This window comes from Enterococcus ureasiticus (assembly GCF_001730285.1).
Classification (GTDB): domain Bacteria; phylum Bacillota; class Bacilli; order Lactobacillales; family Enterococcaceae; genus Enterococcus_L; species Enterococcus_L ureasiticus.
Genome location: NZ_MIJZ01000001.1, coordinates 847,264 through 874,182 on the forward strand (window position 1 = coordinate 847,264; position 26,919 = coordinate 874,182).

Genomic DNA, 26,919 nt, shown 5'->3' on the forward strand with positions numbered 1-26,919 from the left:
GTTATTGGGTATGTATTAATAATAGCCTGAAGATTTGAAGAAACTATGCCTAAATTATTTAGGTTTTCTATAGAATGATTAAGAAAAAGTAAATAGCTCTTTGGTTACAACAAAAAAAGCCAATAACAATAGCAAACCGTTTAAGCTTGATATTGTTATTGACTTATCTTTTTTTACTTAGGAGTTACATAAGCTAGAGTGTTCGCTGTATCTTTGTCGATCACTCTAAATGAAACCATACCTAAACCGGCAACATTCATCTCTGAGATTAGAATAGAACCATCGTCATAAACATGTTCGACAAACGCTACATGTCCATAAGTTCCATCGGCTCCTGCAACAGTTGGTTGGAAACTAACAGCCGTTCCTGATTTAGGTTTACTAGAAACCTCATAGCCGTTTGCTTTACCAGTTGTTCCCCAGTCCATTCCGTTACCCATTGTTGTTTCAACGTAACCTTCTAATTGAACGATACGGTTATAGACATATTGCGTACAGTTTCCTGCAGCATAAGCTTCTGAACCAGAGTATGTTTCACCAGTGTATTCTTTGAAGTCACTATCTGGATGACTATCTGCAACAATGATTCCACTTGTTGATGTAGATGGTTTTTCTTTGTCGTATTCAGTCAAGTCATATTCTTCGATAAATGCATTCAGTTTTTGATCATAGCTCGTATCTGTCGCATAAACTCCTGTTAATGATTTTGTTGCTTCGCGGTAGCTCACGGCATTTGACTTCCACGTACCTGAATAGATTGTTTTGTTTGAATCTATGCCTTCTTTCATTAACTTAGCGTAATCTTCAAATGATTCTTTGTATCCAGGATACTTTTTAAAGGAAGCATCGATCGTATACCAATTGCCTGTTCCGTCATCTTCTTGTGTAGAGAAATCAACCTTTTCCCCTTTATACTCGCCTTTGATTCCGAAAAGATTGTGATAAGGATTTTGACTTAAATCACTATTGCCAGAACCTGTTTCTAGAATGGCTTGAGCAATCATAACAGAAGCATATAAATCATTTTTTTGACCTACAGCACGCGCTTTTTCCCCGATGCGACGAATAAACGTTTCTGTTGGTTCGTTTTTTACAACCTTAATGTTTTGGTCCAATTGCGCTTCAGTAGGAGCATGATCAGCAGTTGGCTGAACTGGTTGTTCCGGTGCTGGAGCACTTGGTTGTGGTGTTACTGGTACTTCCTCGTGGCTGTTTGCAGGAGGTTGTGCTTCTTCTGACGATTCTGTGCTGGTATTGGTTGATTCAGTTGTACCAGTTTCTGTTTGAGAAGTAGATGAATCTGTTGTTGTTTCTTCTGTTGAAGAACTTTCGGTCGTTTCCGTCGTTCCTTCTTCGATGGTGCCTGACTCAGACTGAGTTAATTCATTAGCATGACCGATCACTGGTATTAAATTAACGCTGAGTAATACACAAATCATTTGTAGTGATAATAGTTTTCTTTTCATTCAGTTTAGTTCCTCTCACTTGTTTTAAAGATTCTGATGTTTTCATCGTTACTTAGAATCTATCACTCATCTTTTTAGGTTGATCCCTACTTTGTAGTAATTTTTAAAGCACTGAATATTGCTTTTAACAGTTTCAGTTTTCAAAGCTTTTTGAGTGTGAGAATAACATGAATCCCTTACTATTAATGGGTTTCTTTGAATGTTTTTCCATATATCCACCTGCCTTTTAACTCTAAAAATCGCGTTTAACCTTCTATAAGTTGAGTTTATTTTACCACAAGTATGAGGGAAAATCTTCCACTTAACTCAAAAGATTGGAAAGTTTCGAAGAAAATTCACGTTTCAGACAAATTATGATCGATTTTTTACAATTTTTTTTACTTTTAGAATAAACCTCTTATTTAATCCGTACAACTGATTGTGATCAAATAAGAGATTTTTAGATTTTCTATTTCCGATACATCTTAAACTCAAGAAACAAGTCATTATAAATACCCAAGTATTTCGCCCCTAAATCTTCATAAACTTCTAAATGCTTAATAACTTCATCACTTGGATAAAACTGTTCATCACTAGAAATTTCCTTAGGCAATAGTTTTTTAGCTGCTTTATTAGGTGTAGAATAACCAATATACTCCGCATTCTGAGCAGCATTCTCAGGTCGCAGCATAAAATTGATAAATTCATAGGATCCTTTGATATTTTTCGCCGTTTTAGGAATCACGATATTATCAAACCACAAATTAGACCCTTCTGTTGGAATCACATAATGCAAATGCTCATTGCCATCTAGCATTTCAGCAGCTTCACCAGAAAACGTTACAGCAGCTGCACTTTCCTCATTGATCATATACATTTTTATTTCATCTGCTACGATAGCTTTAACATTGGTTGTTAGTTTGTTTAATTTGTCTGTCGCTTCACGCAATTCTTGATTGTTTTTGCTATTCAAAGAATAACCTAAACTGTTTAAAGAAAGACCTAAAACTTCACGTGCTCCATCAATCAGCATCACATTATCTTTTAATTCAGGTTTCCATAAATCATCCCAATGCTTGATTTCATCTTCATCGATAAATTTGTCATTGTAGATGATTCCTAATGTTCCCCAAAAATAAGGAATCGAATACTTATTTTGCGGGTCAAAATCTAAATTTAAAAAACGTTCATCAATATTTTCTAAGCCTTTCAGTTTCTTATGGTCGATCGGCAATAGCATTTTTTCTTTCATCATTTTTTGGATCATATATTCAGAGGGAATCGTAATATCATAAGCTGTTCCCCCTTGCTGAATTTTCGTGAACATGGCTTCATTGGAATCAAAGGTTTCATAATTAACTTTATAACCTGACTCTTTTTCAAATTTACGTATCAAATTCGGATCGATGTAATCGCCCCAATTATAAATCGTCAAGGTATCAGCACCAGACATTCCGCTGGCTTTTTCCAATTGTTGAACCCCTAAAAATAGAATCAAAATGATCGCTAAAATGCCGATAAGCAAAGATTGTAGTTTTTTCATTTAAGTTTAGCCACCTCGCTTTGTTCCCGATGCATTTTTTTTACACGTTTAGAGGTATTATCTTGGCTGATAAAATAGTAACCAATCACTAAAATCATAGAGAAAATGAATACTAAAGCACTTAAGGCATTGATTTCTAAACTAATTCCTTGTCTTGCTCTAGAATAGATTTCAACTGAAAGTGTGGAGAATCCGTTTCCAGTAACGAAAAAGGTCACGGCAAAATCATCCAAAGAATACGTAAATGCCATAAAATAGCCTGCAATAATTCCTGGTGCTAAAAACGGCAAAATAATATTCTTGATTACTTGGACATTATTTGCGCCAAGATCACGAGCAGCATCTACCATCGAATCATTCATCTCTTGCAGTTTCGGCAGCACCATCAATACTACGATCGGAATACTAAATGCAATATGAGATAATAACACACTGGCAAATCCCAAACTAATAAATCCAACAGCCGTAAAAAAGATCAAGAAACTAGCACCGATAATTACGTCTGGGGAAACCAATAAAATATTATTAAAACTCATTAATGCCGTTCTCGTTTTTCTTCGTCTCGTATAGTAGATGCCCATTGCACCAAACGTTCCGATGATCGTTGCTAACAATGCAGATAAAAAGGCCAACATAAAAGTATTCAACACAATGATCAACAATCGAGTATCTTCAAAAACAGCCGTATAATTTGCAAGTGTGAAACCAGTAAATTTATTCATCGTATCCGTATCATTGAATGAGTAAAAAATCAGATAAAAAATCGGCGCATATAATAAAGCGAAAACGATGATCAGATACAAATAAGACCATTTAAATTTTTTCTTTGTCATTTCACCCGCCCCTTTTTCTTCTTCTCACCTGTCAACAACATCACGATAAACATCGCAACGATCAATATGACACCAATTGTAGAACCCATGCCCCAGTTTTGTGTTACCATAAAATGTTCTTCGATGGCTGTTCCAAGTGTGATCACTCGATTTCCACCAATCAAACGAGTCAACATGAATAATGAAAGTGATGGAATAAAGACTGCTTGAACTCCACTTTTCACACCATTCAATGACAGAGGAAAGATCACTCGTTGAAAGGTTTCAACACTATTGGCACCCAGATCGCGGCTAGCACTGATTAACGAAGGATTCAACTCTTCCAGCGCATTAAAAATCGGTAAAATCATAAATGGAATTTCGATATAAGTTGCTACAAATAAAAAACTAAAATCCGTAAATAAAATTTGCTGAGGTCCAATACCGAGAAAACTTAAAAACTGATTCACATTACCATGAATACTAAAGATTCCAATAAATGCATAAGCTTTCAGCAAAAGATTTACCCATGTTGGTAAAATCACCAACATCAGCCACAACTGTTTATGCTTCAATTTTGTCAAAAAGTACGCTGTCGGATAACTGATCAACAAGGTAAATAATGTAATCAAAAAAGCATACCAGACCGAGTTCAAGGTCATACTAAGATACGTTCCAGAGGTAAAATACGTTTGATAATTGTCTAAAGTAAAGTGCCCATTCATATCAAAGAAAGACTGGTAAATAATCATCAAAACTGGCGCGATCACAAAGAATAACAGCCACATCATATAAGGAATCGAATAAATCCGACGCATTGTTTTCATTATTACTCCTCCTATTCTTCGTAGCTTTCTAAGCGAGCATCAAAATCTTCCTCTGACTCATTGAAACGCATCACATGAATATCCTCTGGCTCAAAAAAGAGACCGACCTTTGCGCCTTCTGTGGCTTTTCTAGTTGAATGAACCATCCACTCATTATGATCTTCATCATAACAAATAATTTCATAGTGAACCCCTCGAAACAGTTGCGTATCGACTGTCACCACTAATTTCCCTTTATCTGCAGTGGTAATCGTTAAATCTTCTGGACGTAGCATTATTTCAACAGGCTCCGCTTGGCGCATCCCACCATCTACACATTCAAAACGTTTGCCGACAAATTCAACTAGATTATCTTCGATCATCGTCCCATTGACGATATTACTTTCTCCTACAAAATCAGCCACAAAATGATTGATTGGTTCATCATAAATATCGACTGGCGTGCCACTTTGCACGATATGTCCTTTGTTCATGACAAAAATTTCATCACTCATTGCTAAGGCTTCTTCTTGATCATGCGTGACAAAAATAAATGTGATACCTAAACGTTGCTGCAGCTCACGCAATTCATATTGCATATCTGTACGTAATTTTAAATCCAAAGCAGATAACGGTTCGTCCAATAGTAAAACTTTCGGTTCATTGACGATAGCTCGGGCAATTGCCACACGCTGACGCTGACCGCCGGACATTTCACTGATCTCTCGCACTTCATAACCAGGTAATTGCACCATTCTAAGCGCATCTTTGACTTTCTTTTCAATTTCCTTTTTCGGTATTTTTTTGATTTTCAAACCGAATGCAACATTATCAAAGACATTCATATGTGGAAACAAGGCATAATCTTGAAATACTGTATTAACCTGACGTTTATTTGCAGGGATATCATTGATTCTTTGGCCGTCAAAATAAATATCCCCTTCGGTAGCATCTACAAAACCAGCTAAAATTCGTAAAATCGTTGTTTTTCCACAACCGGAAGGTCCTAATAACGTATAAAACTTTCCCTGTTCGATTTCAAAACTGACATTTTTCAGCACTTTTTCATCATCATATTGTTTGACGACATTTTCAAATGTAATAATATTTTTTTTCACTCATTGATGCCTCCTATACGAAAAGTGTAATGGGCTCGTTTAGTCTCGACTGAAAAATAGGAAAAATTTAGTGAGACGCTTTTTGTCTCACTTCATTTTTATCTTTTTTCCGAGAGACTAGCCCGTGAAACTAGATACTATAAAAGTGCGGTGTGTACATTTAACATATTAACAACGTTCCGCTTCGCTACACCTTGTACTTTTCAACATCAGCTCATTTTATTCACTGTGTTTCAAAGCAAAACTGTAATGGGCTCGTTTTCCCTAAAAACAAACTGCTATAAATAAGATTCTGTAGCAACGATCACTACTCTGCTCTTTCCTTTTGAATGATTAATCAGCTGATGAGGTTCTGTAGCTCGATAATACATTGCCTCACCTTTTTTTGCGGAATAGGTCGTTTCACCCAATATCAGCGAAACAGAACCATCGATCACATAAATAAACGTTTCAGATAAAGAAGGTTCGAATGTTTTGTACTGACCGTCTTTGTCAAAGGTCAAAACAATGGGTTCCATTTCTTTTTCATTCGATTCGGGAATCAGCCACTTTAATTCATAACCGTTTTCTTCATCATAATAAAGCGTGCTATCTTGATCTTTGTAAACAATTTTTTGTTCTAAAGTTCGTTCGCTGAAAAATTGTTCTGGTGTGATGCCTAGAACTTCTAAAATATTGAAAAATGTTTCCATTGAAGGCGAGCTTAAATCACGCTCTAACTGAGAAATATACCCTTTCGTCAAATCCGTTCGTTCACCTAACTCTTCTTGAGTCAGGTTCTTTTGTACGCGTAAATTACGCAGCTTCTCACCAATTTCCATCAGTCCACCTCATTTCATTTAAATAAACTATGTAAAAGTTTGCTAATACTAAACTACAAGTTTAATTTTACCTTTTCTAGTATACGAATTTTTCAAAAAATAGCAACAATTTTCAACAACAATTTTCATTTTTTTAGTTTCATCTCATCTTTTAATACTATCACCGATCGAGTTATTTTAACAAAATAAAAAAGCGTCTGTTATTCAGACACTTCCTCATTTTCTACAGGTCCTACAACTCTTTTTCTGCCAAGCTTTAACGGAATCAAATAATTCACCAATAACGCAATGCCCATACCGATAAAGCTGTCTACGACTCTAGCAAATGCATAACCATATGAACGATCAGCAGGAATCATAAATACGATCGTCAAGAGTGTTGCACACGCCCCAACCGTCCCTTCTTGATAGCCTAAATTAGCCAGTAAAGCGATCATCAACGTAATGATCACTGGAATAAAAATCAGCTGCACAAGCTCTGTCCTACCTAACAAATTAAATACAGCAATCACAACAACTGACATCAACGCTCCCATTACATTCCCAATAATACGATGCTTGCCGTATTTCAGCGTATTCTCCATATCTTCTCGCAACGTAAAAACTGTTGTAATCGCTGCAACTACGTATGTTTCACGTTTCAATAAAATACTCACTAAAATACAAAAAAAGACACTTAACCCTGTTTTAAATGTTCGCATACCAATTTTAAATTTCAACAAACTAAATTCCTTTCAAACGTTATCAAACTATAGTATTAGTTAGTTTTAGCTTATTATAATTAAGCTCGTCCTCCCTATTCTAACTTATTTTCCTACTATTAAGAAGGGGTCTTCAAGAAGAATTTACTAAAGATAAAAAGAGAATATGTTATGATAGTAACAATCATACTAAATTCAGTTTTTCTGTCTGAGCGAAACAAGCTAAGGAATACAAGTAACTTATGCGTTGGTGTTTTTCATTGGAGCTAAACATTTTTACTGATATGTGCAGCTTTTCATACTGGCTCAGCTTTTAAATTACAAGGAGGATATTTATGGAAAAATTTTCAGGCTTTCGTGTTAGGAAAATGGATGAACTTGTTACAGCAACAATCGAAAAAATAGAGCGTACTGATTTATCTGAGGGTGATGTACTAATCAAAATAGCTTACTCTTCAGTCAACTATAAAGATTCATTAGCTACCAAACAAAATGGCGGTGTCATTCGTGATTATCCAATGATTCCCGGAATCGATTTAAGTGGGACAGTTTTGTCTTCTAAAGACGATCGCTTTACAGAAGGTCAAAATGTATTAGTTACAGGTTACGGCTTAGGTGTAACACATACAGGAGGTTTTGCTGAAATAGCTCAAGTGCCAGGAGATTGGCTTGTTCCGTTGCCTGATGGGTTAAGCTTAAAAGAAGCTATGGTTTTCGGTACAGCTGGATTCACAGCCGCTTTATCCGTTCACGCACTTGAAAATCATGGATTAGCTCAAAATAAAGAGGCCGCAATTTTGATTACAGGAGCCTCTGGTGGTGTCGGTAGTTTAGCAATCGCTATGCTAAAAAAACAAGGGTATAAAAATATCATTGCGTTAAGTCGGAAAAAATCAGCAATAGATCCTTTGAAAAAAATCGGTGCAACTACGGTCCTTTTAGTGGATGAATTTATGCCAGAAAAAATCAAACCTTTAGCTAAACAAACGATTGATTTCGCAATCGATACAGTTGGCGGTGAAATATCCTCTGTATTATTATCTCAACTTCGTTATGGTGGCAGCATTGCTATTTGTGGAAATGCAGCTGGGATCCAATTAAATACAACAGTTTTACCTTTTATCTTAAGGGGTGCGAATCTGTTAGGTATCGATTCAGTCAATGTTCCCATGAAACAACGTTTAGCTATTTGGCAACGTTTAGCCACTGATTTAAATGTTAGCCGACATGAACTAGTAAATGAAATAGCGTTACAAGAGTTACCACAAATCTTAGAACAGCTGCAAGCTGGCACCCATATCGGTCGTACTATCGTTAAAATAAGATAAAGGAGCACATCATAAATGAATATCTTAATAACAGCAGGTGGAACTTCTGAAAAAATCGATAATGTCCGTTCCATCACGAACCATTCAACGGGTCGTTTGGGAAAAGAAATTGGTGACACTTTCTTAGCTCAAGGACATCATGTAACTTACGTAACTACGCCACAAGCTGTCCGGCCTACTAGTGAATCAAACTTAACACTTATTGAAATCGAAACAACAAAAGACTTAGAATCTGCTTTGCTTGAACAATTTGGGCACCAAACATTTGATGGCATTATTCACAGCATGGCTGTCAGTGACTTTACGACGGAAACAACCTTGTCAGAGGACCTTTTTATCGAAAAACTTGCGGCTAAATTAACAAAAGATGGAGACCTTTCTGATTTAGCAAATTTGACCGAAGAACTTTATCATAGCTTGGATGAAATTGGAAAAACAATCCAGCAAGAAAAAAAAATACCTTCTGGAACAGATCGTCTCTTGCTTTTTTTGAAGAAAAACCCTAAAATAATTGCAATGCTACGGGAGCAACAACCACAAGCTGTTCTTGTTGGCTTCAAATTGCTAGTTGGTGTTTCTACTGAAGAATTAGTACGTGTTGGACAATCGATCTTAGCCAAAAACAGATGCGATTTTGTTTTAGCCAATGATCTTGAAGAAATTCACGGCGACCAACATATAGGAATCTTGATTGACAAACAAGGACATACAGAAACAGCTCAGACCAAAAATGAGATCGCTAAATTGATCGTTAAAAAGGTTGAAGAAAAATGGAGGAACCAATGATGAAAACAATATTATTAGGTATTTCCGGCAGTATTTCTGCTTATAAAGCAGCTGACATAACTAGCCAATTCACAAAATTAGGCTACAATGTCGAAGTAATCATGACGACTAACAGCACAAAATTTATCACACCTTTGACGCTGCAGTCTATGTCAAAAAATCCAGTTCATACAGAGGTCATGGAAGAAATCGCTCCTGATAAGATCAATCATATCGAACTAGCAAAAAAAGCCGATCTTTTTTTAGTGGCCCCGGCTTCAGCTAATATTTTAGCTAAACTAGCTAACGGCATTGCAGATGATATGCTTTCAACTGTTGCTTTAGCTTTAAAAGAAGAAGTACCTAAATTTATTGCACCTGCGATGAATACTTATATGTATCAAAATCCGATCACACAACGAAATTTGGCAACACTGAAAGAAGTTGGGTATCACGAAATCGATCCCCGAGAAGCCTTATTAGCTTGTGGCGACTTTGGTCGTGGTGCTCTTGCAACAGTTGAAGAGATCGTTACCACGATCAATGAAGTATTAACGAAATAATTTTGAGGAGTCATTTATGAAAAACACAAAAACATTTACCTTAACTGCTATGTTTTTAGCAATCTTGATTCTATTATCTGCTGTTCCCTTCTTAGGATTTATTCCAATTGGACCGATCAATGCAACCACGATGCACATTCCCGTGATCATTGCTTCGATCATTTTAGGTCCAAGAATCGGCGCCTTTTTAGGAGGTGTCTTTGGTATCATCAGTATGATCCGCAGCACGATCGTATTATCGCCTTTATCCTTCGTTTTCTCACCTTTTATCCCTGTGATTGGGACAGATCAAGGTAGCTTTAAAGCGGTCATTGTTGCGATGGTTCCAAGAATTTTGATTGGTGTAGTTCCATATTTTGTCTTTATGGGATTGAAAAAACTGACGAAAAACAAGCCTACCTCTCAAACCTTTAGTTTGTTTATTGCAGGTTTTCTAGGGTCAGCAACAAATACGATTCTAGTGATGAATTTGATTTATTTTCTCTTTAAGGATTCTTATGCGCAAAGTATCGGTGCAAGCGGCGCAGCGATTTATACAGCTATTTTAACGGTTATTTTCACTAGTGGTATTGTTGAAGCGATCGTTGCAGCAGTTGCTACGGTTGGCGTGACTTCAGTGTTATTGCGATTAGTCAAAAATAATGCGACACAAAAACTATAAAAAAGAGCGTGGCACAAAACTAAAAATCAGTTTTGTCCCGCGCTCTAAATCTGAATAAACGGCGAGAAAAAAGTAGCTCCTTCGGAAATAAACACTTTTGTCTCGGCCTATTTTTTATTTCTTCTGTTTTTTCAATTTATAAGCATACTCACTTGCTTTGAAAAGCAAGCCGTTGACAGGTAAATCAAATTCTCCAATAAATTCGTTGACTGTTGGATTAAAGTTAGCTTTAAATTTGATCAAGCCATCATTCAGACTACCTTCCAAACCACCCATATTACATGATGTACAACCTCGTTCAAAACATTCATTGATTGCATCAAACCAAGTTAGATAGGCTGGCATATAACGTTTGTAACGATCGTCCATTCCCGCATAAAGGATTTCACTCGTTGAGCCAAACGTAATCGCTAAAGCGCCAGCAACGACAGCCACATCACCAGAATGCGCGATATTTTCTTCTAATTCAGTCATTTCACGCGTTAGAGAAAAATCAAGCTCTTCTAGGTTATGACGTTTTTTCACTTGATTTTCTTTTAGATTGGCTAGATCTTCTTTGTTTTTATCAAAACGCTGTTTGGTTTCTTCAAAGCGTTCTTTCAAATTCACTTGTGCTAACATGATAAATGAAGTTTCAGGATAAATTTTCAATAGCTTTTCAAAATAATCACTATTTCTAAGTGAGATATTTTGACGTTCTGTCGTTAACTCGATGACTTTAGCAAAATCATCCACTAACTCAGTATGACCCATTTTAACCGTGACGCCTTTTTTATGCGCTTGTTTCATCATTTTCTTCGTGCTTTTTGATAATTGTTCTTCACTGAAATCCTCTTTATAAATATTCGCTTGAAAACGAGGTTGGATCGTAGCATCCATTGCCATCGTTAAACCTTGATGTTTTGCACCACTTGCGATGATATTATCGATGATCGGTTGCGCCATTGGATCGATCGTTTGTTCATCGCCTATATGGAAATCTTTATAATGAACAGTCGGGTCCATTTTTACAAACAATGCACGCTTTTTCTTACCGAATTGCTTTAACTCTTTTAAAAAGAACGCTACAAGTTCTGAATTGGTATAATCCATGATTGGGCCACGTGGTGTATAAAGCATTGAAAATTTCATTGGTAATGGTCGGATCAAAACTAGACTAGAGGCAACCAATGTACCATTTTCGTAAACACCGACAATCTCTGATCCCCAGTTGTCTTTCACTTTAGCCCATGAAGATGATTGTAATAAGTTGCATAAGGGATGACTTTCCACAAATTTATCGTGTTCTTTGGCATCGACGCCAATTTTAAATTCAAACATTATATAAAACTCCTCTACATTTTTGCTTCTGTATTACCATATCATAATTTATTCTACAGGAACAGTAAAGTTTTTCATGAAATTGGTTAAAAAACTTTAAGAGACTGAATCAAAACTACATTGGTCTTGACTCAGTCTCTTAAAAATAAATACTTACTACATTTCTTTATTGATCAAAGTCGTTTTTCAAAATGAACGGATTTATTGATCCAATACATCACAGGTGCTGCTACCGCCATTGTTGCAAATTCACTAAGTGCTAATGTTGCGTAATTCCCCCAAAAGGCTGCTCCGCCAGCTGGTGCCAGCATAAAAGCAATAATGCACATTGTTGCAGTGAAAAATAACGTATTTAGTGCTAGGCGTGCGATGACATTAGGCACTCTTTTTTGTAATAAAGCTGTTAAGCCTAGCGAAATAAATGATTGTAGTCCGCCATATAATGCATCCATGGCACCAAAGCCAAAGAAAAAATTATAGACAACGACTCCACCTAAAACGCCCCACATCAATTTCCGATTGAAAACAACTAAATGATTCAAACTTTCAGAAATTCTAAATTGAATAGGTCCTGACGAAACGGGTGCTACTAAAATCGTTAAGCCAAGATATAACGCCATTACAATAGCATTCATGGTAATTGCTTTTACTTTACTGTTTGTTGAAACAGTATTTTGCATAGTCTCCCCTTCTTTCTCCGAGTTTTTTTACAAGGGATGGTTGATGAACCTTGTCGAGGAACGATTTTCCTCAAAAAATGATACGTACGCATTATATCTCATAATTGATCGTTTCACAATGATAAATCTTTCAGTATTCTATTTCTTATTTAGCTTTTTTCAAGCATCCACCATTCTTAATTTTTCACATGTCTGTTATAATAAGACTTTGTACAAGGAGGAAAGAAATGAAGAAACATTTTTATCTCGTCATCAATGAAAATGCTGGGGGCGGCACTGGACGCAAAGCTGCCGCAAAAATCATCAAACAACTACAGACTGCCAACATTGATTATACGACTTTTTATACAGATCATGCTGGACATGAAATAGAAATCGTTCAACGTTTAGCTCAGGATACACTGATTCCTTGGAGCACTGATTTGGAAACCGATTCTTTTCCACTTTTAGTTGTTCTTGGAGGAGACGGCACTTTGCATAGCGTACTCAATGCATTAGAATCATTTGATTCTAAAATTCCCATCGGCTATATCCCATGCGGTTCAGGAAATGATTTTGCACGCGGAGTTGGAATTGCGAGACAGACCGAAAAAGCCTTTTTCCAACTGTTAAAAGCTGAGACACCACAAGAAATCCAAATCATTACGTATGCTGAATCGATAAGAGAAGAAGCTGGACTTGCTGTCAATAATATTGGTATTGGATTAGATGCAGCAATCGTCAATGCGGCCAACACATCGGCATCAAAAAGCACCTTAAACAAATTCAATATGGGGTCTTTATCTTATATTTTTTCTATTTTAAAGGTATTATTCACCCAAAAAGGCTTCCCAATTCTTGTTGAAATCAATGGTAAAAATATTGAATTTGATCGTGCTTTTTTATGTACAGTAACAAAACATCCTTATTTTGGTGGTGGTGTTCCGATTGCTCCAATGGCTGATCCACGCAAACCAGTTCTGGATTTTGTCTTGGTAGAACGGGTCAATATGTTTAAAATTTTCTGGCTGATTTTATTATTGATTCAAAAAAAACATACGCATTCAAAATACTTTCATCATTTTCAATCCAGTAAATTTCGAATTGTATCGACGGTTCCTCAATATGTTCATGCTGATGGTGAAATTTTAGGGAAAAGAAGTACTGATATTTCTTTTAGTACAGAAACTAGATTGTTTTGGTTTTGAGCATATTAAAATAAGAGGAAAAAAACAATTTCTGTTTTTTTCCTCTTATTTTTAATTTAATGATTCAAATGCCTGTTTCAAATCTGCAATCAAATCCCCGCCTGCTTCGATTCCAGTCGATATTCTTAATAAATCCGGCGTTAATCCATAAGACTCTCTTAGCTCTTTTGGAATATCGGCATGTGTTTGGGTCGTTGGGTATGTAATCAAACTTTCAACTCCGCCTAAACTTTCTGCAAAAGTAAAGATCGATAAATTTCGTAGAAAGTCTTTAATCATTTCTTGATCCTTGATTTTAAAACTCAGCATTCCTCCCCGGCCTGGATACATCACTTCTTTGACGTATGCGCTCGTTTTTAAATATGCTACAACTGCTTTTGCATTTTCTTCATGTCTTTCCATCCGTAAAGCTAGAGTTTTCATTCCTCTAATCAATAACCAACAATCATAAGGTGATAAAACAGCTCCTGTGGTGTTTAAACTATAAGCCAGTTGTTCTCCGACTTCTTGTGAACGTGTAACCACAGCACCTGCCAGCAAATCGTTATGTCCGCCTAAATACTTGGTCGCACTATGCAAAACGATATCTGCACCTAAATCCAAAGGACGCTGAATCAATGGTGTATAAAATGTATTATCAACGATCAATTGGGTTTGATACCGTTTTGTAAAAACAGCCACCTGTTCGATGGAAACTTCACTCATCAAAGGATTTGTCGGTGTTTCAATAAAAACAGCTGCCGTTTTATCTGTGATTTCTCTCTCAAAACCAGCTTCATCATCCACATAAATAAAATGATAAAGTCCCTGTTTTTCCAACTCTTTAAAATAACGATAACTACCACCATATAAATCTCTAGACGCCACGATCTGACTGCCCACAGGAAATTGACTGAACACTAATTGAACTGCACTCATTCCTGAACTAGTCGCTAAACCGATCGCGCCATTTTCTAAAACTGCCAGTGCAGATTCTACAACTTCTCTTGTTGGATTTTTGGTTCTAGTGTAATCATAGCCCGTCGACTCACCTAGCGTTGGATGCTCATACGTTGTTGAAAAATAGATAGGGGTATTGATCGATCCTGTTACTGGGTTTTGATGATTACCAATTTGTGCCAAAAAAGTATCTGTTTGAACGTTTCCCGATTGTAAATTCTTTTCCATTAACTTCCCTCATTTCTACCAAAATAATCTACCTTCATTTCTAGCTAAACACATTTCTATGTTGCTTTTCATTATATACACCGAGAGATGCTTAAAGCAAGAAAAAACTGGAACAACGTCTGAACGTTCATCCCAGTTTCTCTGCTATTTCATAAAATCATATGGTGTCGTTTGATTCATTCCGATCATCGGATCAATGGTCTGAGCATTAACTAATTGAGGGGTCAATAATCGCTCCATTTCTACTTCAACTTGTTCGGTTATTTCTTGAACAGGCTCACTAAATAATGAAATTTCTTCTGTTTTAGGTTTAGTTCTCACTGGTACAGGCTCGACCGCTTCCTCAATCACAGCAGCTTTATTCTCTTTAGCCGCCTCATATACGATCGGTTTATTGTCTACTGTATCCGAAAAGGGTGATTCTTTATTTAGTCCTTCTTCATAAGCTTCCAGTTGCATCCTTGTTGTCAAAGTCATATCATCTGCGCTAGTGATTCGTTCTTTCAACATCGTTAGACGACTGGCAGATTCATGTGCAACACACGTATTAAACGCTTGTACTTCACCCAATAAAATCAGGATGTCTTTACTTCTGGTAACCGCTGTATAGAGTAAATTACGTTGTAACATGCGATGATATTGATGAACCATCGGTAAAATAACCATTTTAAACTCGCTACCTTGCGCTTTATGGATCGAACAGCAATAAGAAAGGGTGATTTTGTTCCATTCATTTCGTTTATAGCTCACTTCATTATTATCAAATTGAATCACCAACTCATCGACTTTATCTTCTGAGTCTTTGGCCAAAATGATTCCAACGATCTCGCCCATATCCCCATTGAAAACGTTAAGTTCAGGTGTATTGACTAAATGCAGCACCTTATCCCCGATACGATAGACTGATTCATTCCATTTTACTTCTTTTTTCGTTCCGTCATTAGGATTGAAAATTTCCTGCATCATCTTATTCAACGCATCGATACCAGCAGCTCCTCGATACATTGGAGCTAACAGTTGGATATCTTGGGGCGAAAAGCCTTTTGCTTTGGCTTTCGTCACGATTTGGCGGACATAGGTTTCGATATGATGAACATCACTTGGAAAAAATGAACGATCTTTTTGATTCACAGTGAAATCTTGCGGCAATCTACCTTGTTTGATTTCATGAGCTAAAGGAATAATACTTGAACCATCGCCTTGGCGGTAAATTTCAGTCAATTCTCTTTGAGGTATTTCATTGATTTGCAACAGATCATGCAACACTTGGCCTGGGCCCACTGACGGGAGCTGATCTTTATCCCCAACAAAAATCACTTGCATGTTGGTCGGGATCGCCTTAAATAAAGTATTGGCCAGCCACGTATCGACCATTGACATTTCATCAACGATCAATAAGCCGCCTTCAAGTTCTTTTGCAGTCATACTAGGATTTTTTTCTCTACCTGTTAATCCTAATAAACGATGAATCGTACTAGCCGGAAGTCCAGTTGTTTCATTCATCCGCTTAGCTGCGCGCCCTGTAGGAGCCGCTAATAAAATGGGGAACATTTCCTGCGTGTAATCCTTTATGTCTAAGGAAAGTCCATTCAACTCTGCAAATAACGAAACAATTCCGTTGATAACCGTTGTTTTCCCGGTACCAGGACCACCCGTCAAAATGAAAAGTGGTGCTTTGATCGCTTCTTCGATGGCCGCTTGTTGAGAATCTCCATAAAGAATTCCTAATCGTTTTTCAATGCCTCGAATATTTTTTTCGATCTCTTTTTTATCGTATTTGATTTCTTTTTTTCGTGAAAGTAGACGTTGGATCGAAGTACCGATCCCCCACTCTGAAAAATATAAACTATTTTCAAAAAGCTTGGTGTCTTCTTGCTGAATTTTTCCTTCTTCCACCAAATGAATGATTTGTTCTGCCACTTGATCAAGAGAAATCTCAACTGGACGACTCGCTTCAAGAGTATTGATTGTTTCTCTAAGCAACATTTCTGCTTCTACGTAGGTATTCCCGGAGCGAACAGAATGTTGGAAAATTTCATGCGTGATCGCAGCCCGCACTCGTTTATCCGAATCTGCTCCAATGCCCAATTGCTCTGCAATATTATCTGCTCGTTTAAATCCAATTCCTTCAATATCTTCTACTAATTGATACGGATTCTCATGAATAACATCTAAAGTCTCTTCTTTATAGGTTTGGTAAATCGCAAACGATAGCTGGCTACCAAATCCATAACGATTTAAGCCAACAATTACTTGTTCCATGCCATGATTTAAGCGAATCGTTTCAATGATTGTTTGGCGTTTTTTTTCATTTAATTGAGGAACTTCTTCGAGAACATCAGGCGTTTCAATAATGCGATCGATTGCATCTTCACCCAAAATTTCGACGATTTTCTCAGCTGTTCGTTTCCCTATACCTGGAAATTTTTCACTTGAAAGGTAATTTACGACGCCGCTGGCTGATGTTGGTCGCTCTTGCTGATAGCTATCGACTTGAAATTGTTTGCCATAACGAGGATGATCAACGAAATGTCCAAAAAAGCGATAAATTTCTTCTTCCTGAATTTGGCCAAAACTACCAGTTGTTACAATTTCTTTTTCTAGATAATCTGTATTCGTATCCGTTATTTTCACCAACAAAACTTTATAAAAATTGCTAGGGTTTTGAAAAAAGATTGCCTGAACTTGCCCAACCACATATTCTTTTTCCTCTTCTCCAAACAATGTAACCATCGATTTCACCTCACTTTATCAACAAAATAGTTTATAGTAAAAAAGAATCATCATTCCATAATTTTAAGGTATATGATTGCTCTTCCCCATCCTCTGTCATTTCTAAGATCGACAAACTGTTATTTTTAAGACCGCCCATACTACGTAGCTCACCTAACTCTTTACCTGAAAGTGACTGGATTGCTGCTGTTAAAGACGCACCGTGACCTACAAAAAGATATGGACCATCGCCTTTATCAACCGCTGATTTTACAACGGAAGAAATTCGTGAAATTGCTTGTTCAATTGGCTCTCCTTGAAATATTTCTGGATTGTATCGATCTAGCTGATAGCGCATATGTTCTAATTCTTGTCCATATGTTTCTCTCATTTCCGCAATAGACTGACCTTCTAATTTTCCAAGTCCTAATTCTTTCAACTCATCCGTATAAATGATTTCTACTGGTCGTTCAAGTTCTTGATTAATGCCTTCAGCCGTTTTTCTTGCCCGTGGTGAAGTACTCGAAAAGATTTTTTTAAAAGGCACTTCTTTGACCGTTTGGCCTAATAACTTTATTTCTTCATAGCTCGTTGGAAGCAAAGGTGAATCTCCACTCATCCCTTGAAACCTAAGTTCTTGATTCCATTCCGTTTTTCCATGGCGAGTAAAATATAATTTCATGTTTCGGCTCCCTTGATTCTTATTTATTGATCCTCTAATTTTTGATTTCCACTTATTTATCTTATCTAGTGTATCATTTTCACAGGCAAAATTCCATTTAACTAAGAGGTTTATAAAAAACGAAACTGTGTGAGTGCTTTTCAAAAATAAGTAGGTTATAATAAAAAGGCGAAAATATATATCTGAGTGCGTGACTATATGAGTCCGTTGTGCTTTTATGGTATCTGGCTACACGGACTCGTTTCACTTTTTATTTAAGGAGGAACCTGATTTGTTTTTTGATCACATTCATCACATCGCTATCAACTGTTCTGATTATCATAAAACGAAGGAATTTTATGTAGAAAAACTGGGTTTTGAGATAATCAGAGAACATAAAAGAGACGATAAAAACGATATTAAACTTGATTTGAAATTAGGGAATTATGAGTTAGAATTATTTATTTCTCCTAATGCACCAGAACGTCCTTCATATCCTGAAGCATTAGGATTACGTCATTTAGCATTTAAAGTTGAAAAGATCGAGGAAGTGATTACTTTTTTAAATGCGAAAGAAATCGAATGTGAAGCCGTTCGGACAGATACGTTTACAGGAGAAAAAATGACATTTTTCTTTGATCCAGATGGTTTACCTTTGGAGTTGCATGAATAATCACTAGTTTCCACCTACTATGGAAAAAAACTGTTGCCTTCAAAATCAAAGGGAACAGTTTTTTGCTATTATTTTTAATCCAATTTATCATTCTCATAGTGATGTTTCAATTCCAATGCTGGAAAATTCTGTTGACGCAATGCTTCATAAACCACCAACGCTACTGTATTGGACAAATTCAACGAACGAACATGTTCATCATTCATCGGAATCCGCAGACATTTTTCTTCATTATCCCGCATAAATTCTTCTGGCAATCCAGTTGTTTCTTTACCAAACATAAAATAATGATCTTGATTGTCAGTATAATCTATTTCACTATACGTTTGATTCGCAAATTTTGTAATCAAATGCAGTGGCCGATCACCTAAATAAGTTAAAAAAGCAGTCAAATCCTTGTGATACATAATATTAACATCATTCCAATAATCCAATCCAGCTCTTTTTAAGTGCTTGTCATCAGTCGAGAAACCTAACGGCTCGATGAGATGTAAGGGCGAATTTGTTGCAGCACAAGTTCTGGCAATATTGCCAGTATTTGCTGGAATTTGAGGTTCAAATAAAACAATATGATTTGTCATAAGTACAGTTTCCTTTCATTTGAATGGCGCATTATTTATTTTTTTTTCACAAAAATCTACATAAAAAAAACGTATCGCCTCGGTGTCAATCACTGCGAGTCGCTACGTTAGTGAAGCTCTTTTCACTAACTTTTATCAGAACAGGAACCTGATAAAAACCAATGAAAAAACAACTTGTATGTAATATAACACCATTACCAGAGCTTTGCAATACCTTTTAGCAAATTTACCGATTGTAAGCGCTATTTCACCTTTCCTTTTAACACACGAACGTCAATTGTGATTTCTGTCAATGGATTTTTTTGAATCACTTCTTTTACTTCCTCAGCAACACCCCACTCAAGCGGAGACATTTCCAATAAATCTAATCGATTCTCTTTAGGTATGGCAAACGTAAAGGTCACTCGCTCATCGACTAAAATATCCATTTCTTTAGAAAATTTTGCCAAAACTTTTTCATTTGAATAGGTTTGTTTGATTTCATCTCCTGGATAAAAAGCCGCCCTTAGCTCTTTTAAATAGTCAGTTTCAGGTATTACTTTGATAACTGTCCCATCTTTTTTCAACACACGCTTAAATTCATGGTAATGAGACGGTGAAAAAATATTCAAAACTGTATCCATCGATTCGTCTGCAAATGGTAAATTTGTCAGATCAGCTACACACCAAAAAGCTTCGATTGGTTGATTGCTAGCTAAATAGATCCCATCTTTAGAAATATCGAATCCAAATTTTGAACCTGCCAAGCCTAGATTCGAAAGCTCGGATAAAAAACTTCCCTCACCACATCCAACATCCAATGTATTTCCAGTTAAGTTCATCGTATCAATAATTCTTTCAAGTAAAGGCTGATACATACCACTTTGAATCATCTTGCCTCTATGAACCAACATTTTTTTATTATATTCCGTTTGAATACTATGAGAAAGAAAATAAATAGTTCCCTTTTTCGATAAATCAAATTGATGGTTTTGTGCACATATCAAACTAAAACCTTTTAACTGAATCGCCTTTTTACAGACTGGACAAAGAAATTGTTCTTGATGTGTTTCTAAAAAATTACGGGCAAAATCAATTTTTTTCAACATAAGGTTACTTCCTATTCACTATAAATTCTGACACTCACTGATAAACTGTCGCTATTTATCTTACAACGGGAAGAAGACTTTGGCAACCGCCAGAATTGTGGTACAATGCCTGTGAAGAAAAAACAAGGAGTGAAACGAATGATCAAAGAATTTTGTGCTGAAAATTTTACAAATATCCCCACTGCTATTCGCAATGGTGCAGGTCGAATCGAATTATGTGACAATCTTGCTGTAGGTGGCACAACACCCAGCACAGGTGTTATCGAAGAAGTTGTGGCGTATGCCGCAGAAAAATCGATTCCAATCATGACGATCATCAGACCTCGAGGTGGAGATTTTGTATATAATGATATCGAACTTAAAATCATGCATACAGATCTGATTGAAGCAAAAAAAATTGGGACAGATGGTGTCGTTTTAGGTTGCTTAACAAAAGACGGTTGGCTGGATGAAGAAGCATTGGAATTATTGATCGAGACTGCTGAAGGACTGCAAATTACTTTCCACATGGCTTTTGATGTTTTAAGCAAAGAAAATCAATTTAAAGCAATTGATTGGTTAGCAGAACATGACGTACATCGTATATTAACACACGGTGGACCCGCAGGAACGGCTATCGAAGATAATTTTGATCATCTAAAAGAGTTGATTAGCTACGCTAACGATCGAATTATCATTTTACCCGGCGGTAGTATTTCAGACAAGAATGTTGATACTGTTGTAAGTACCTTACAAGTCAGTGAAGTACATGGAACCAAAATAGTAGGTTAATAAAAAGAGCGTGGGACAAAACTAAAAATCAGTTTTGTGTCACGCTCTAAATCTGAATAAACGGCGAGAAAAAAGCAACTCCTTTGGAAATAAGCTGAAATACACAAAAATTTGAAGAGCAATTTTCATGAATTCCCTATTATTTCTCAGAGCTAAACTCTTTTGTCTCGGCCTCTTTCTTTTATATTATTTCAAACAAAATACTGCATAAAGAGACTAGCAATATTAAAGTAAATCAAAACACTGGTTAAATCACTCAACGTTGTAATGAACGGCCCACTAGCAACAGCTGGATCAAATCCTAATTTATCCATCAACATTGGAATCAAACTACCTGCCAAGTTCGCAACGGTTATTGCACATAACATAGCCATCCCAATCACAAATCCTAGCGGAAAATTATGCTGCCAAATCCCAACAACAATAAATATCGACACGCCCGTTACAGCACCAGTCACTAGACCTGTTAACACTTCACTAATAATCAAACGACCAAAATTATTATCTTTTTCATCTGATATCGCTAACCTTCTAACTGCTACGGCTAACGATTGTGTACCTGCATTTCCGGCAGTTCCTGTGATCAATGAAATGAATACAGCTAAAATACTTGCTTCACTAACTAACTCTTCATAATGGCTGATTAAGGTTGCTGTAGACATTCCTAAAAATAATAATGTAATTAACCAAGGCAAACGTTTTGAAGCTGCCTTGATTGGATTTTCACTGACTTCTTCAATATTGACCCCGGCCAAACCTGAATAGTCACTAGCTGCTTCATCATCAATAACATCGATAATATCATCAACTGTTACGATTCCTAAAAGATGATCATCATAATCTGTAACTGGCAATGCTAGGAAATCATAATCTCGAATCGTTTGTGCAACGTCTTCTTGGTCATCACCTACGTGGACTGAAATGACCCGCTCACTCAAAACGTCTGCAATCATTGTATCATCATCATTTACGATCAAATCACGTAATGAAATAACCCCGACTAAATGGTTTTCCTGATCTACCACATACACGTAATAAATTGTTTCAGCTACATCCGCCTGATTTTTCAACACATACATGGCAGAACGAACGGTTTGATTCGCAACAATAGAGACGAATTCGGTCGTCATGATTGATCCCGCTGTATCATCTTCATAATGCAGTAATTCTTTGATCTCACCAGCATCTTCTGTGCTCATCAAACTTAGATATTTCGCCTTTTGACTTTTATCTAGCATATTAAGTAAATCAACTGCGTTATCCGTGTACATCTCTGATAGCATTTCAGCTGCATAACTTGGACGCATTTCAGCAATATAATCCTTCATGTTTTCGTTATCTTCTTCGATAACATCAAACATATCTGCTAGCTCTTTTGGTGATAGGTAACTATATATTTGTTTTCTATCTGCTTCATCGATCGATTGATAAAATTGTCCTTGCTCATAAATATGGAGCGCTAAAAACAGCTCGCGAAACTCAACCATCTGCTGGTCTTTTAATTTCTCTAACAGCAAAGAGAAATGGTCTTCCATTTCTTGTCCTTCGTTCACCCAATCCGCTCCTTTCAATCTAAAGTTGATCTACAATTTTCTTCATATCTTCTGCTAAAGGAGAAGTTAATTTTAAGCGTTGCTTCGTAAATGGGTGGATAAAACTCAATTGACAGCAATGTAACGCCTGACGCTCAATACCGCTATCCATTTTACCACCATACATGTTATCACCTAATAAAGGGCACCCAATGGCTTCAAAATGCACTCTGATTTGGTGTGTTCTTCCTGTATGAAGCTGAATATCTACTAATGCTTGATCATTTTTACGTTTCTTCAGCCAATATTCTGTTTCAGCTTGTTGTCCTGTTTCGACAATGGTTCTTTTTAAGATAGAAGATAAATCACGCCCAATCGGAAGTTTTATTGTTTCATGTTCTTTTAAACGTAATACGTCACCACCGATCAAGGCTTGATAAATCTTGATTACTTCTTTTTTGCGCAACTCCTGATCTAACATCGCATGAGCAAAACCATGTTTAGCAAACAACATCAAACCAGTCGTATCTCTATCTAATCGAGTCACCACATGGATCACTTGATCTTGATAATTTTGTGCTTTAAAATAAGCTTTCACTCGATTCGCCATGGTTCCATTAGGATGATATTGAGCAGGAATTGACGCAATCCCTGCTGGTTTATTGACTACTAAATAATGGTCATCTTCAAAAATAATATCGATCGGTACATCATCAACAAGTAACGTCTCATGTTCTTTTTCATCTGGGATCGTGATTTTCACCTGATCTCCGACAGATAATATGAATAACACATTTTCAACGGACTGATTGACCTCGATTTTTCCACCTTGAAATTTGATTTTGGCTAGAAGTCCTTTAGATATCCCTTGCTCTTTTAAAAAGTTTTTTACTTGCTGCGGTTCTTTTTTTTCTACTGTCCAATTAAATTCCATTAAGTTATTAATCCTCACTAATAAAGGCATCTTTAACGCGATGCCAAAAATGCATATGTCGATATGATGCGAAATGAATGCGCTCATCCGCAATACGATAGTAAATCGACTTGATATCATCTTGATAAATATCTAATTGATCAACTGTAATCAAATAATCGTTACTTTCCTGCAACTTGATTTCCACCCATTCTGTATGTGCGATCACGATTGGTGAGCCTAATGTTCTAAAAACACGATTATTCAATGAAGCAATCTCGGCAAGTTGAAACGCATTAATACTGGGATGAAGCACAGCTCCGCCAATACTTTTATTATAAGCTGTCGATCCTGTTGGCGTAGAAACAGATAAACCATCTCCACGGAATCGTTCAAATAACTCATCTTTGATAAAAACATCCGCGACCATAGTACGATTTGCCCGTTTGATCGTTGATTCATTTAAAGCTAAAAAATGCTTATCTGGTTTATTACCATGAAAACTGATCTTCACATCCAGCAAAGGATAGCTAATACTTTTTTCTTGATGAACTAAAAGGCTTTGAACTAATTCTTCCAGCTCATAATCCCGCCAGTCTGTATAAAATCCTAGGTGCCCCGTATGAACACCTAAAAAACTGACTTCATCAAGTCGATGACTAAAACGATGGAACGCTGATAATAATGTACCATCTCCACCCACAGAAATCACAAGATCTGGTTGATGGTCATCAATTTCGATTTTATTTTTCTTTAAAAGCAGGAGTAAATGGCGGGTAACCTCATTTGATTTATGTTCATGATTATGAACGATCGAAACTTTCATCCTACTCCCCCTGTTCTTTATTTAACATCTCTTTATTATCATTGAATTTTTGATAGTAATTATCCTTCGACTTTCCTCGACCATGTGAGAAAAGATGTTGTGCTTCTTGGATTTCTTCACGGATCGTTGACATTTCTTCGTCTAATTGGTAAGCCGCTTCGGCAGCACGCTGCAACCGCTCTTTCATTTCTTCTGGAAAAGCACCTTGGTATTTATAATTTAATGAATGTTCGATTGTCGCCCAAAAATTCATGGCTAAGGTACGTATTTGAATTTCAGCCAAAATCTTTTTTTCACCTGTTATCAGTTGAACTGGATATTCGATTACCAAATGATATGAACGATAGCCGCTCTCTTTTTTATTTGTAATGTAATCTCGTTCTTGAATGATTTTCAAATCTTTACGATTGCGGATGATATCCACAACTTGCCGAATATCCTCAACAAATTGGCACATGATCCTAAGTCCAGCGATATCTTGCATCTCTTCTTCTAAACGATCAACCGATATATTGCGCAATGCTGCCTTCGTTAAAATACTATCAACAGGTTTCACTCGCCCCGTTACAAACTCAATAGGTGTATGTTTATTTTGCTCTCGAAACTGCTTGCGGATACCGCGCAGCTTAACTTTCATTTCTCCAACAGCCTGTTCATACGGTGCCAGAAAAAGCTCCCACTCTTTCTCCATCCTAATCCCTCTATTTCTTTGAATTTGATTCACAGCTTATTTTACCATAGAGATGTGAAAAATAGGGCAATTTGAGAAATTGTCTATAATTTTTCGACAATAGCGAATTTTTTAACTTCTAGTTCACTTTTCTTGACGTAAATGGGTAAAGTATGCAAAAATTGAATTAAATTAAAGAAGGTGGGTCAAATAACAGTGAGTGAAAATTTAGAAATAGAATTTAAAACATTATTATCTATCGAAGAGTTTTCCCGTATTATTGACTACTTTCAACTAAAAGAAGAACAATTTTTTACACAAACCAATTATTATTTTGATTCAGCCGATTTTCAACTAAAAAAGAAACATATCGGTTTAAGAGTTCGTATACTATCAAAGAATGCAGAAATCACTTTGAAAATACCTGAAAAAGTTGGTCTACTTGAAATTAACGATGCACTTTCTATTGAAGAAGCTCATCAGATCGTTGAATCGACTTCACTTCCAAATTCTGGAAATGTTTACAACAAGTTAACTACTTTAGGAATCGACAAAGATGATTTACGTTTAATTGGCAACCTAACAACTAAACGTGCAGAAATAAAACTTCCCCAAGGTTTACTCGCGCTAGATGAAAGTTGGTACAATGAGCAGCATGATTTTGAATTGGAATTAGAAGTAGATGACGACGTTAATGGAAAGAGAGACTTTCTTGCCTTATTGGATACTTTGACTATCAAAGAATCCCCGTCACCAAACAAAATCCAACGGATGATGTTAAGCTCAAAAGAAAAAGATTAAGAAGTTATTATAGTGAAAACATATCATTTCATTTTTCCCAGATTTTCTGATAAATTAGGGACACTTAGTTGAGAAATGATGTCTAGTCGCAAAAGGGTCAAATTGGAGGAAGTATGAATGATTGAAATTTATCTGTTCGTTAATCCTTTGGGGGGCATTTGTCTCAACGTAGAAAAGGATATTTTAAAATTGGTTGAAACTGAAAACAAAAAAATTCAATTTCGTTTCATCCCACTCGTTAATATGAGAACCATAAACCATCTTATAAAGTTATTTGATATTCCAACACATGATATTGAACAACGTAATCAATTGTTTGAAGATATTTATTCAGCTGCATTAGATTATAAAGCAGCACAATTACAAGGAAAGAAAAAAGGACGCCATTTACTTCTTGGCTTACAAAAAGCTGTCGCAGTAGATAACATTCCCTACTCTTCAGAACTAGCCGAAAAACTGGTAGTCGAAGCTGGCGGCGATTTAGATATGTTTAAAGCCGATCGTCAATCTGATTTTGTAAAAGAATCTTTTCAAACGGATCAACAAATTGCTCGTGAAATGGGAATTGCAAAACATCCTTCAGCAGTAGTTTACAATTATACTTGTGATCGTGATTTCGGCGTACTCGTAGAAGACTGTGAATCCATGGATGAAATCAAAAGACTTTGTGAAACATCTGAAGATAATCTCCAGTATTTTCATGAGAAGTTTGAATTAAACCATTATAACGAACCTCGAGTTCCACACGGACATTTGCATTTACTTTAAAAAATA

General features: G+C 36.4%; 27 protein-coding genes. 9 read left to right on the top strand and 18 right to left on the bottom strand.

What is annotated here, in order from left to right; genetic code table 11:
* Positions 1–173: 173 nt before the first annotated feature.
* The 7 genes from BCR21_RS04015 to BCR21_RS04045 all read right to left on the bottom strand — a co-directional run bounded on the left by BCR21_RS04015 (position 174) and on the right by BCR21_RS04045 (position 7,264).
* The gene (locus BCR21_RS04015) at positions 174–1,466 is read right to left on the bottom strand and encodes a glucosaminidase domain-containing protein (RefSeq protein WP_084013216.1); all 1,293 of its coding nucleotides are present in this window, start codon (positions 1,464–1,466) and stop codon (positions 174–176) included.
* A 448-nt stretch (positions 1,467–1,914) separates the two neighbouring features.
* Entirely contained in the window at positions 1,915–2,988 is a 1,074-nt protein-coding gene (locus BCR21_RS04020) for an ABC transporter substrate-binding protein (protein ID WP_069645206.1), read from the bottom strand.
* The gene (locus BCR21_RS04025) at positions 2,985–3,821 is read right to left on the bottom strand and encodes an ABC transporter permease (RefSeq protein WP_069645207.1); all 837 of its coding nucleotides are present in this window, start codon (positions 3,819–3,821) and stop codon (positions 2,985–2,987) included. Before BCR21_RS04025 ends, BCR21_RS04020 begins: the two co-directional genes overlap by 4 nt.
* Complete coding sequence (locus BCR21_RS04030) at positions 3,818–4,627, bottom strand: ABC transporter permease (protein ID WP_069645208.1); 810 nt, start codon at positions 4,625–4,627, stop codon at positions 3,818–3,820. Before BCR21_RS04030 ends, BCR21_RS04025 begins: the two co-directional genes overlap by 4 nt.
* An 11-nt stretch (positions 4,628–4,638) precedes the next feature.
* Positions 4,639–5,724 carry an ABC transporter ATP-binding protein gene (locus BCR21_RS04035; protein WP_069645209.1) on the bottom strand — a complete coding sequence of 362 codons (1,086 nt, stop codon included), beginning with the start codon at positions 5,722–5,724 and terminating at the stop codon, positions 4,639–4,641.
* 278 nt (positions 5,725–6,002) lie between these two features.
* Complete coding sequence (locus tag BCR21_RS04040) at positions 6,003–6,545, bottom strand: helix-turn-helix domain-containing protein (RefSeq protein ID WP_069645210.1); 543 nt, start codon at positions 6,543–6,545, stop codon at positions 6,003–6,005.
* 200 nt (positions 6,546–6,745) lie between these two features.
* Positions 6,746–7,264, bottom strand: a complete 519-nt coding sequence (locus BCR21_RS04045; protein ID WP_084013217.1) for an FUSC family protein — start codon at positions 7,262–7,264, stop codon at positions 6,746–6,748.
* 317 nt (positions 7,265–7,581) lie between these two features.
* Between BCR21_RS04045 and BCR21_RS04050 the strand changes: the two genes are divergently transcribed.
* Genes BCR21_RS04050 through BCR21_RS04065 form a run of 4 tightly spaced genes read left to right on the top strand, consistent with a single transcriptional unit; the run spans position 7,582 to position 10,563 of the window.
* Complete coding sequence (locus BCR21_RS04050) at positions 7,582–8,574, top strand: oxidoreductase (RefSeq protein WP_069645211.1); 993 nt, start codon at positions 7,582–7,584, stop codon at positions 8,572–8,574.
* Between the two features lie 15 nt (positions 8,575–8,589).
* Positions 8,590–9,360, top strand: a complete 771-nt coding sequence (coaB, locus tag BCR21_RS04055) for a phosphopantothenate--cysteine ligase (protein WP_069645212.1) — start codon at positions 8,590–8,592, stop codon at positions 9,358–9,360.
* A complete protein-coding gene (coaC, locus tag BCR21_RS04060) occupies positions 9,360–9,902 on the top strand; it encodes a phosphopantothenoylcysteine decarboxylase (RefSeq protein ID WP_069645213.1) in 543 nt (180 codons plus the stop codon). The genes coaB and coaC overlap by 1 nt, the downstream gene beginning before the upstream one ends.
* A gap of 16 nt (positions 9,903–9,918) precedes the next feature.
* Positions 9,919–10,563: an ECF transporter S component gene (locus BCR21_RS04065; RefSeq protein ID WP_069645214.1), complete on the top strand. Its 645-nt coding sequence runs from the start codon at positions 9,919–9,921 to the stop codon at positions 10,561–10,563.
* 114 nt (positions 10,564–10,677) lie between these two features.
* On the opposite strand, the gene BCR21_RS04070 is transcribed toward BCR21_RS04065, so the two are convergent.
* Both BCR21_RS04070 and BCR21_RS04075 read right to left on the bottom strand, forming a co-directional pair.
* Positions 10,678–11,883 (bottom strand): aminoacyltransferase, encoded by a 1,206-nt coding sequence (locus BCR21_RS04070; protein ID WP_069645215.1) that lies wholly within the window; start codon positions 11,881–11,883, stop codon positions 10,678–10,680.
* A 173-nt stretch (positions 11,884–12,056) separates the two neighbouring features.
* Positions 12,057–12,563, bottom strand: coding sequence for a QueT transporter family protein (locus BCR21_RS04075; protein WP_069645216.1), 507 nt, complete (start codon positions 12,561–12,563; stop codon positions 12,057–12,059).
* A gap of 227 nt (positions 12,564–12,790) precedes the next feature.
* On the opposite strand from BCR21_RS04075, the gene BCR21_RS04080 reads away from it, so the two are divergent.
* Positions 12,791–13,750, top strand: coding sequence for a diacylglycerol/lipid kinase family protein (locus tag BCR21_RS04080; RefSeq protein WP_069645217.1), 960 nt, complete (start codon positions 12,791–12,793; stop codon positions 13,748–13,750).
* Positions 13,751–13,801: 51 nt separating this feature from the next.
* Here BCR21_RS04080 and BCR21_RS04085 read toward each other — a convergent pair whose 3' ends face one another.
* From BCR21_RS04085 to BCR21_RS04095, 3 genes are all read right to left on the bottom strand, one after another.
* Positions 13,802–14,917, bottom strand: coding sequence for a PLP-dependent transferase (locus BCR21_RS04085; protein WP_069645218.1), 1,116 nt, complete (start codon positions 14,915–14,917; stop codon positions 13,802–13,804).
* 144 nt (positions 14,918–15,061) lie between these two features.
* A complete protein-coding gene (gene recD2, locus BCR21_RS04090; protein ID WP_069645219.1) occupies positions 15,062–17,650 on the bottom strand; it encodes an SF1B family DNA helicase RecD2 in 2,589 nt (862 codons plus the stop codon).
* Between the two features lie 31 nt (positions 17,651–17,681).
* On the bottom strand, positions 17,682–18,311 hold the full coding sequence (locus BCR21_RS04095) for a histidine phosphatase family protein (RefSeq protein WP_069645220.1): 630 nt from the start codon (positions 18,309–18,311) through the stop codon (positions 17,682–17,684).
* A gap of 271 nt (positions 18,312–18,582) precedes the next feature.
* On the opposite strand from BCR21_RS04095, the gene gloA2 reads away from it, so the two are divergent.
* Positions 18,583–18,963 carry an SMU1112c/YaeR family gloxylase I-like metalloprotein gene (gene gloA2 / locus BCR21_RS04100; protein ID WP_069645221.1) on the top strand — a complete coding sequence of 127 codons (381 nt, stop codon included), beginning with the start codon at positions 18,583–18,585 and terminating at the stop codon, positions 18,961–18,963.
* 74 nt (positions 18,964–19,037) lie between these two features.
* Here the strand turns inward: gloA2 and trmL are convergent, their stop codons facing one another.
* Together trmL and BCR21_RS04110 are read right to left on the bottom strand one after the other, a co-directional pair.
* Positions 19,038–19,544, bottom strand: coding sequence for a tRNA (uridine(34)/cytosine(34)/5-carboxymethylaminomethyluridine(34)-2'-O)-methyltransferase TrmL (gene trmL, locus BCR21_RS04105; protein WP_069645222.1), 507 nt, complete (start codon positions 19,542–19,544; stop codon positions 19,038–19,040).
* A 242-nt stretch (positions 19,545–19,786) separates the two neighbouring features.
* The gene (locus tag BCR21_RS04110) at positions 19,787–20,632 is read right to left on the bottom strand and encodes a methyltransferase domain-containing protein (RefSeq protein ID WP_069645223.1); all 846 of its coding nucleotides are present in this window, start codon (positions 20,630–20,632) and stop codon (positions 19,787–19,789) included.
* 138 nt (positions 20,633–20,770) lie between these two features.
* Between BCR21_RS04110 and BCR21_RS04115 the strand changes: the two genes are divergently transcribed.
* The gene (locus BCR21_RS04115) at positions 20,771–21,403 is read left to right on the top strand and encodes a copper homeostasis protein CutC (RefSeq protein WP_069645224.1); all 633 of its coding nucleotides are present in this window, start codon (positions 20,771–20,773) and stop codon (positions 21,401–21,403) included.
* Between the two features lie 191 nt (positions 21,404–21,594).
* Here BCR21_RS04115 and mgtE read toward each other — a convergent pair whose 3' ends face one another.
* Genes mgtE through yjbM form a run of 4 tightly spaced genes read right to left on the bottom strand, consistent with a single transcriptional unit; the run spans position 21,595 to position 25,365 of the window.
* On the bottom strand, positions 21,595–22,956 hold the full coding sequence (gene mgtE, locus BCR21_RS04120; protein ID WP_069645225.1) for a magnesium transporter: 1,362 nt from the start codon (positions 22,954–22,956) through the stop codon (positions 21,595–21,597).
* A gap of 19 nt (positions 22,957–22,975) precedes the next feature.
* Positions 22,976–23,869: an RluA family pseudouridine synthase gene (locus tag BCR21_RS04125; RefSeq protein ID WP_069645226.1), complete on the bottom strand. Its 894-nt coding sequence runs from the start codon at positions 23,867–23,869 to the stop codon at positions 22,976–22,978.
* A gap of 7 nt (positions 23,870–23,876) precedes the next feature.
* Positions 23,877–24,674 (bottom strand): NAD kinase, encoded by a 798-nt coding sequence (locus BCR21_RS04130; protein WP_069645227.1) that lies wholly within the window; start codon positions 24,672–24,674, stop codon positions 23,877–23,879.
* Between the two features lies 1 nt (position 24,675).
* The gene (gene yjbM / locus BCR21_RS04135; protein ID WP_069645228.1) at positions 24,676–25,365 is read right to left on the bottom strand and encodes a GTP diphosphokinase; all 690 of its coding nucleotides are present in this window, start codon (positions 25,363–25,365) and stop codon (positions 24,676–24,678) included.
* Between the two features lie 195 nt (positions 25,366–25,560).
* Here yjbM and BCR21_RS04140 point away from each other — a divergent pair, with 195 nt between their 5' ends.
* Both BCR21_RS04140 and BCR21_RS04145 read left to right on the top strand, forming a co-directional pair.
* Positions 25,561–26,145 (top strand): CYTH domain-containing protein, encoded by a 585-nt coding sequence (locus BCR21_RS04140; protein WP_069645229.1) that lies wholly within the window; start codon positions 25,561–25,563, stop codon positions 26,143–26,145.
* 117 nt (positions 26,146–26,262) lie between these two features.
* Positions 26,263–26,913, top strand: coding sequence for a ClpXP adapter SpxH family protein (locus BCR21_RS04145; protein ID WP_069645230.1), 651 nt, complete (start codon positions 26,263–26,265; stop codon positions 26,911–26,913).
* Positions 26,914–26,919: the final 6 nt, after the last annotated feature.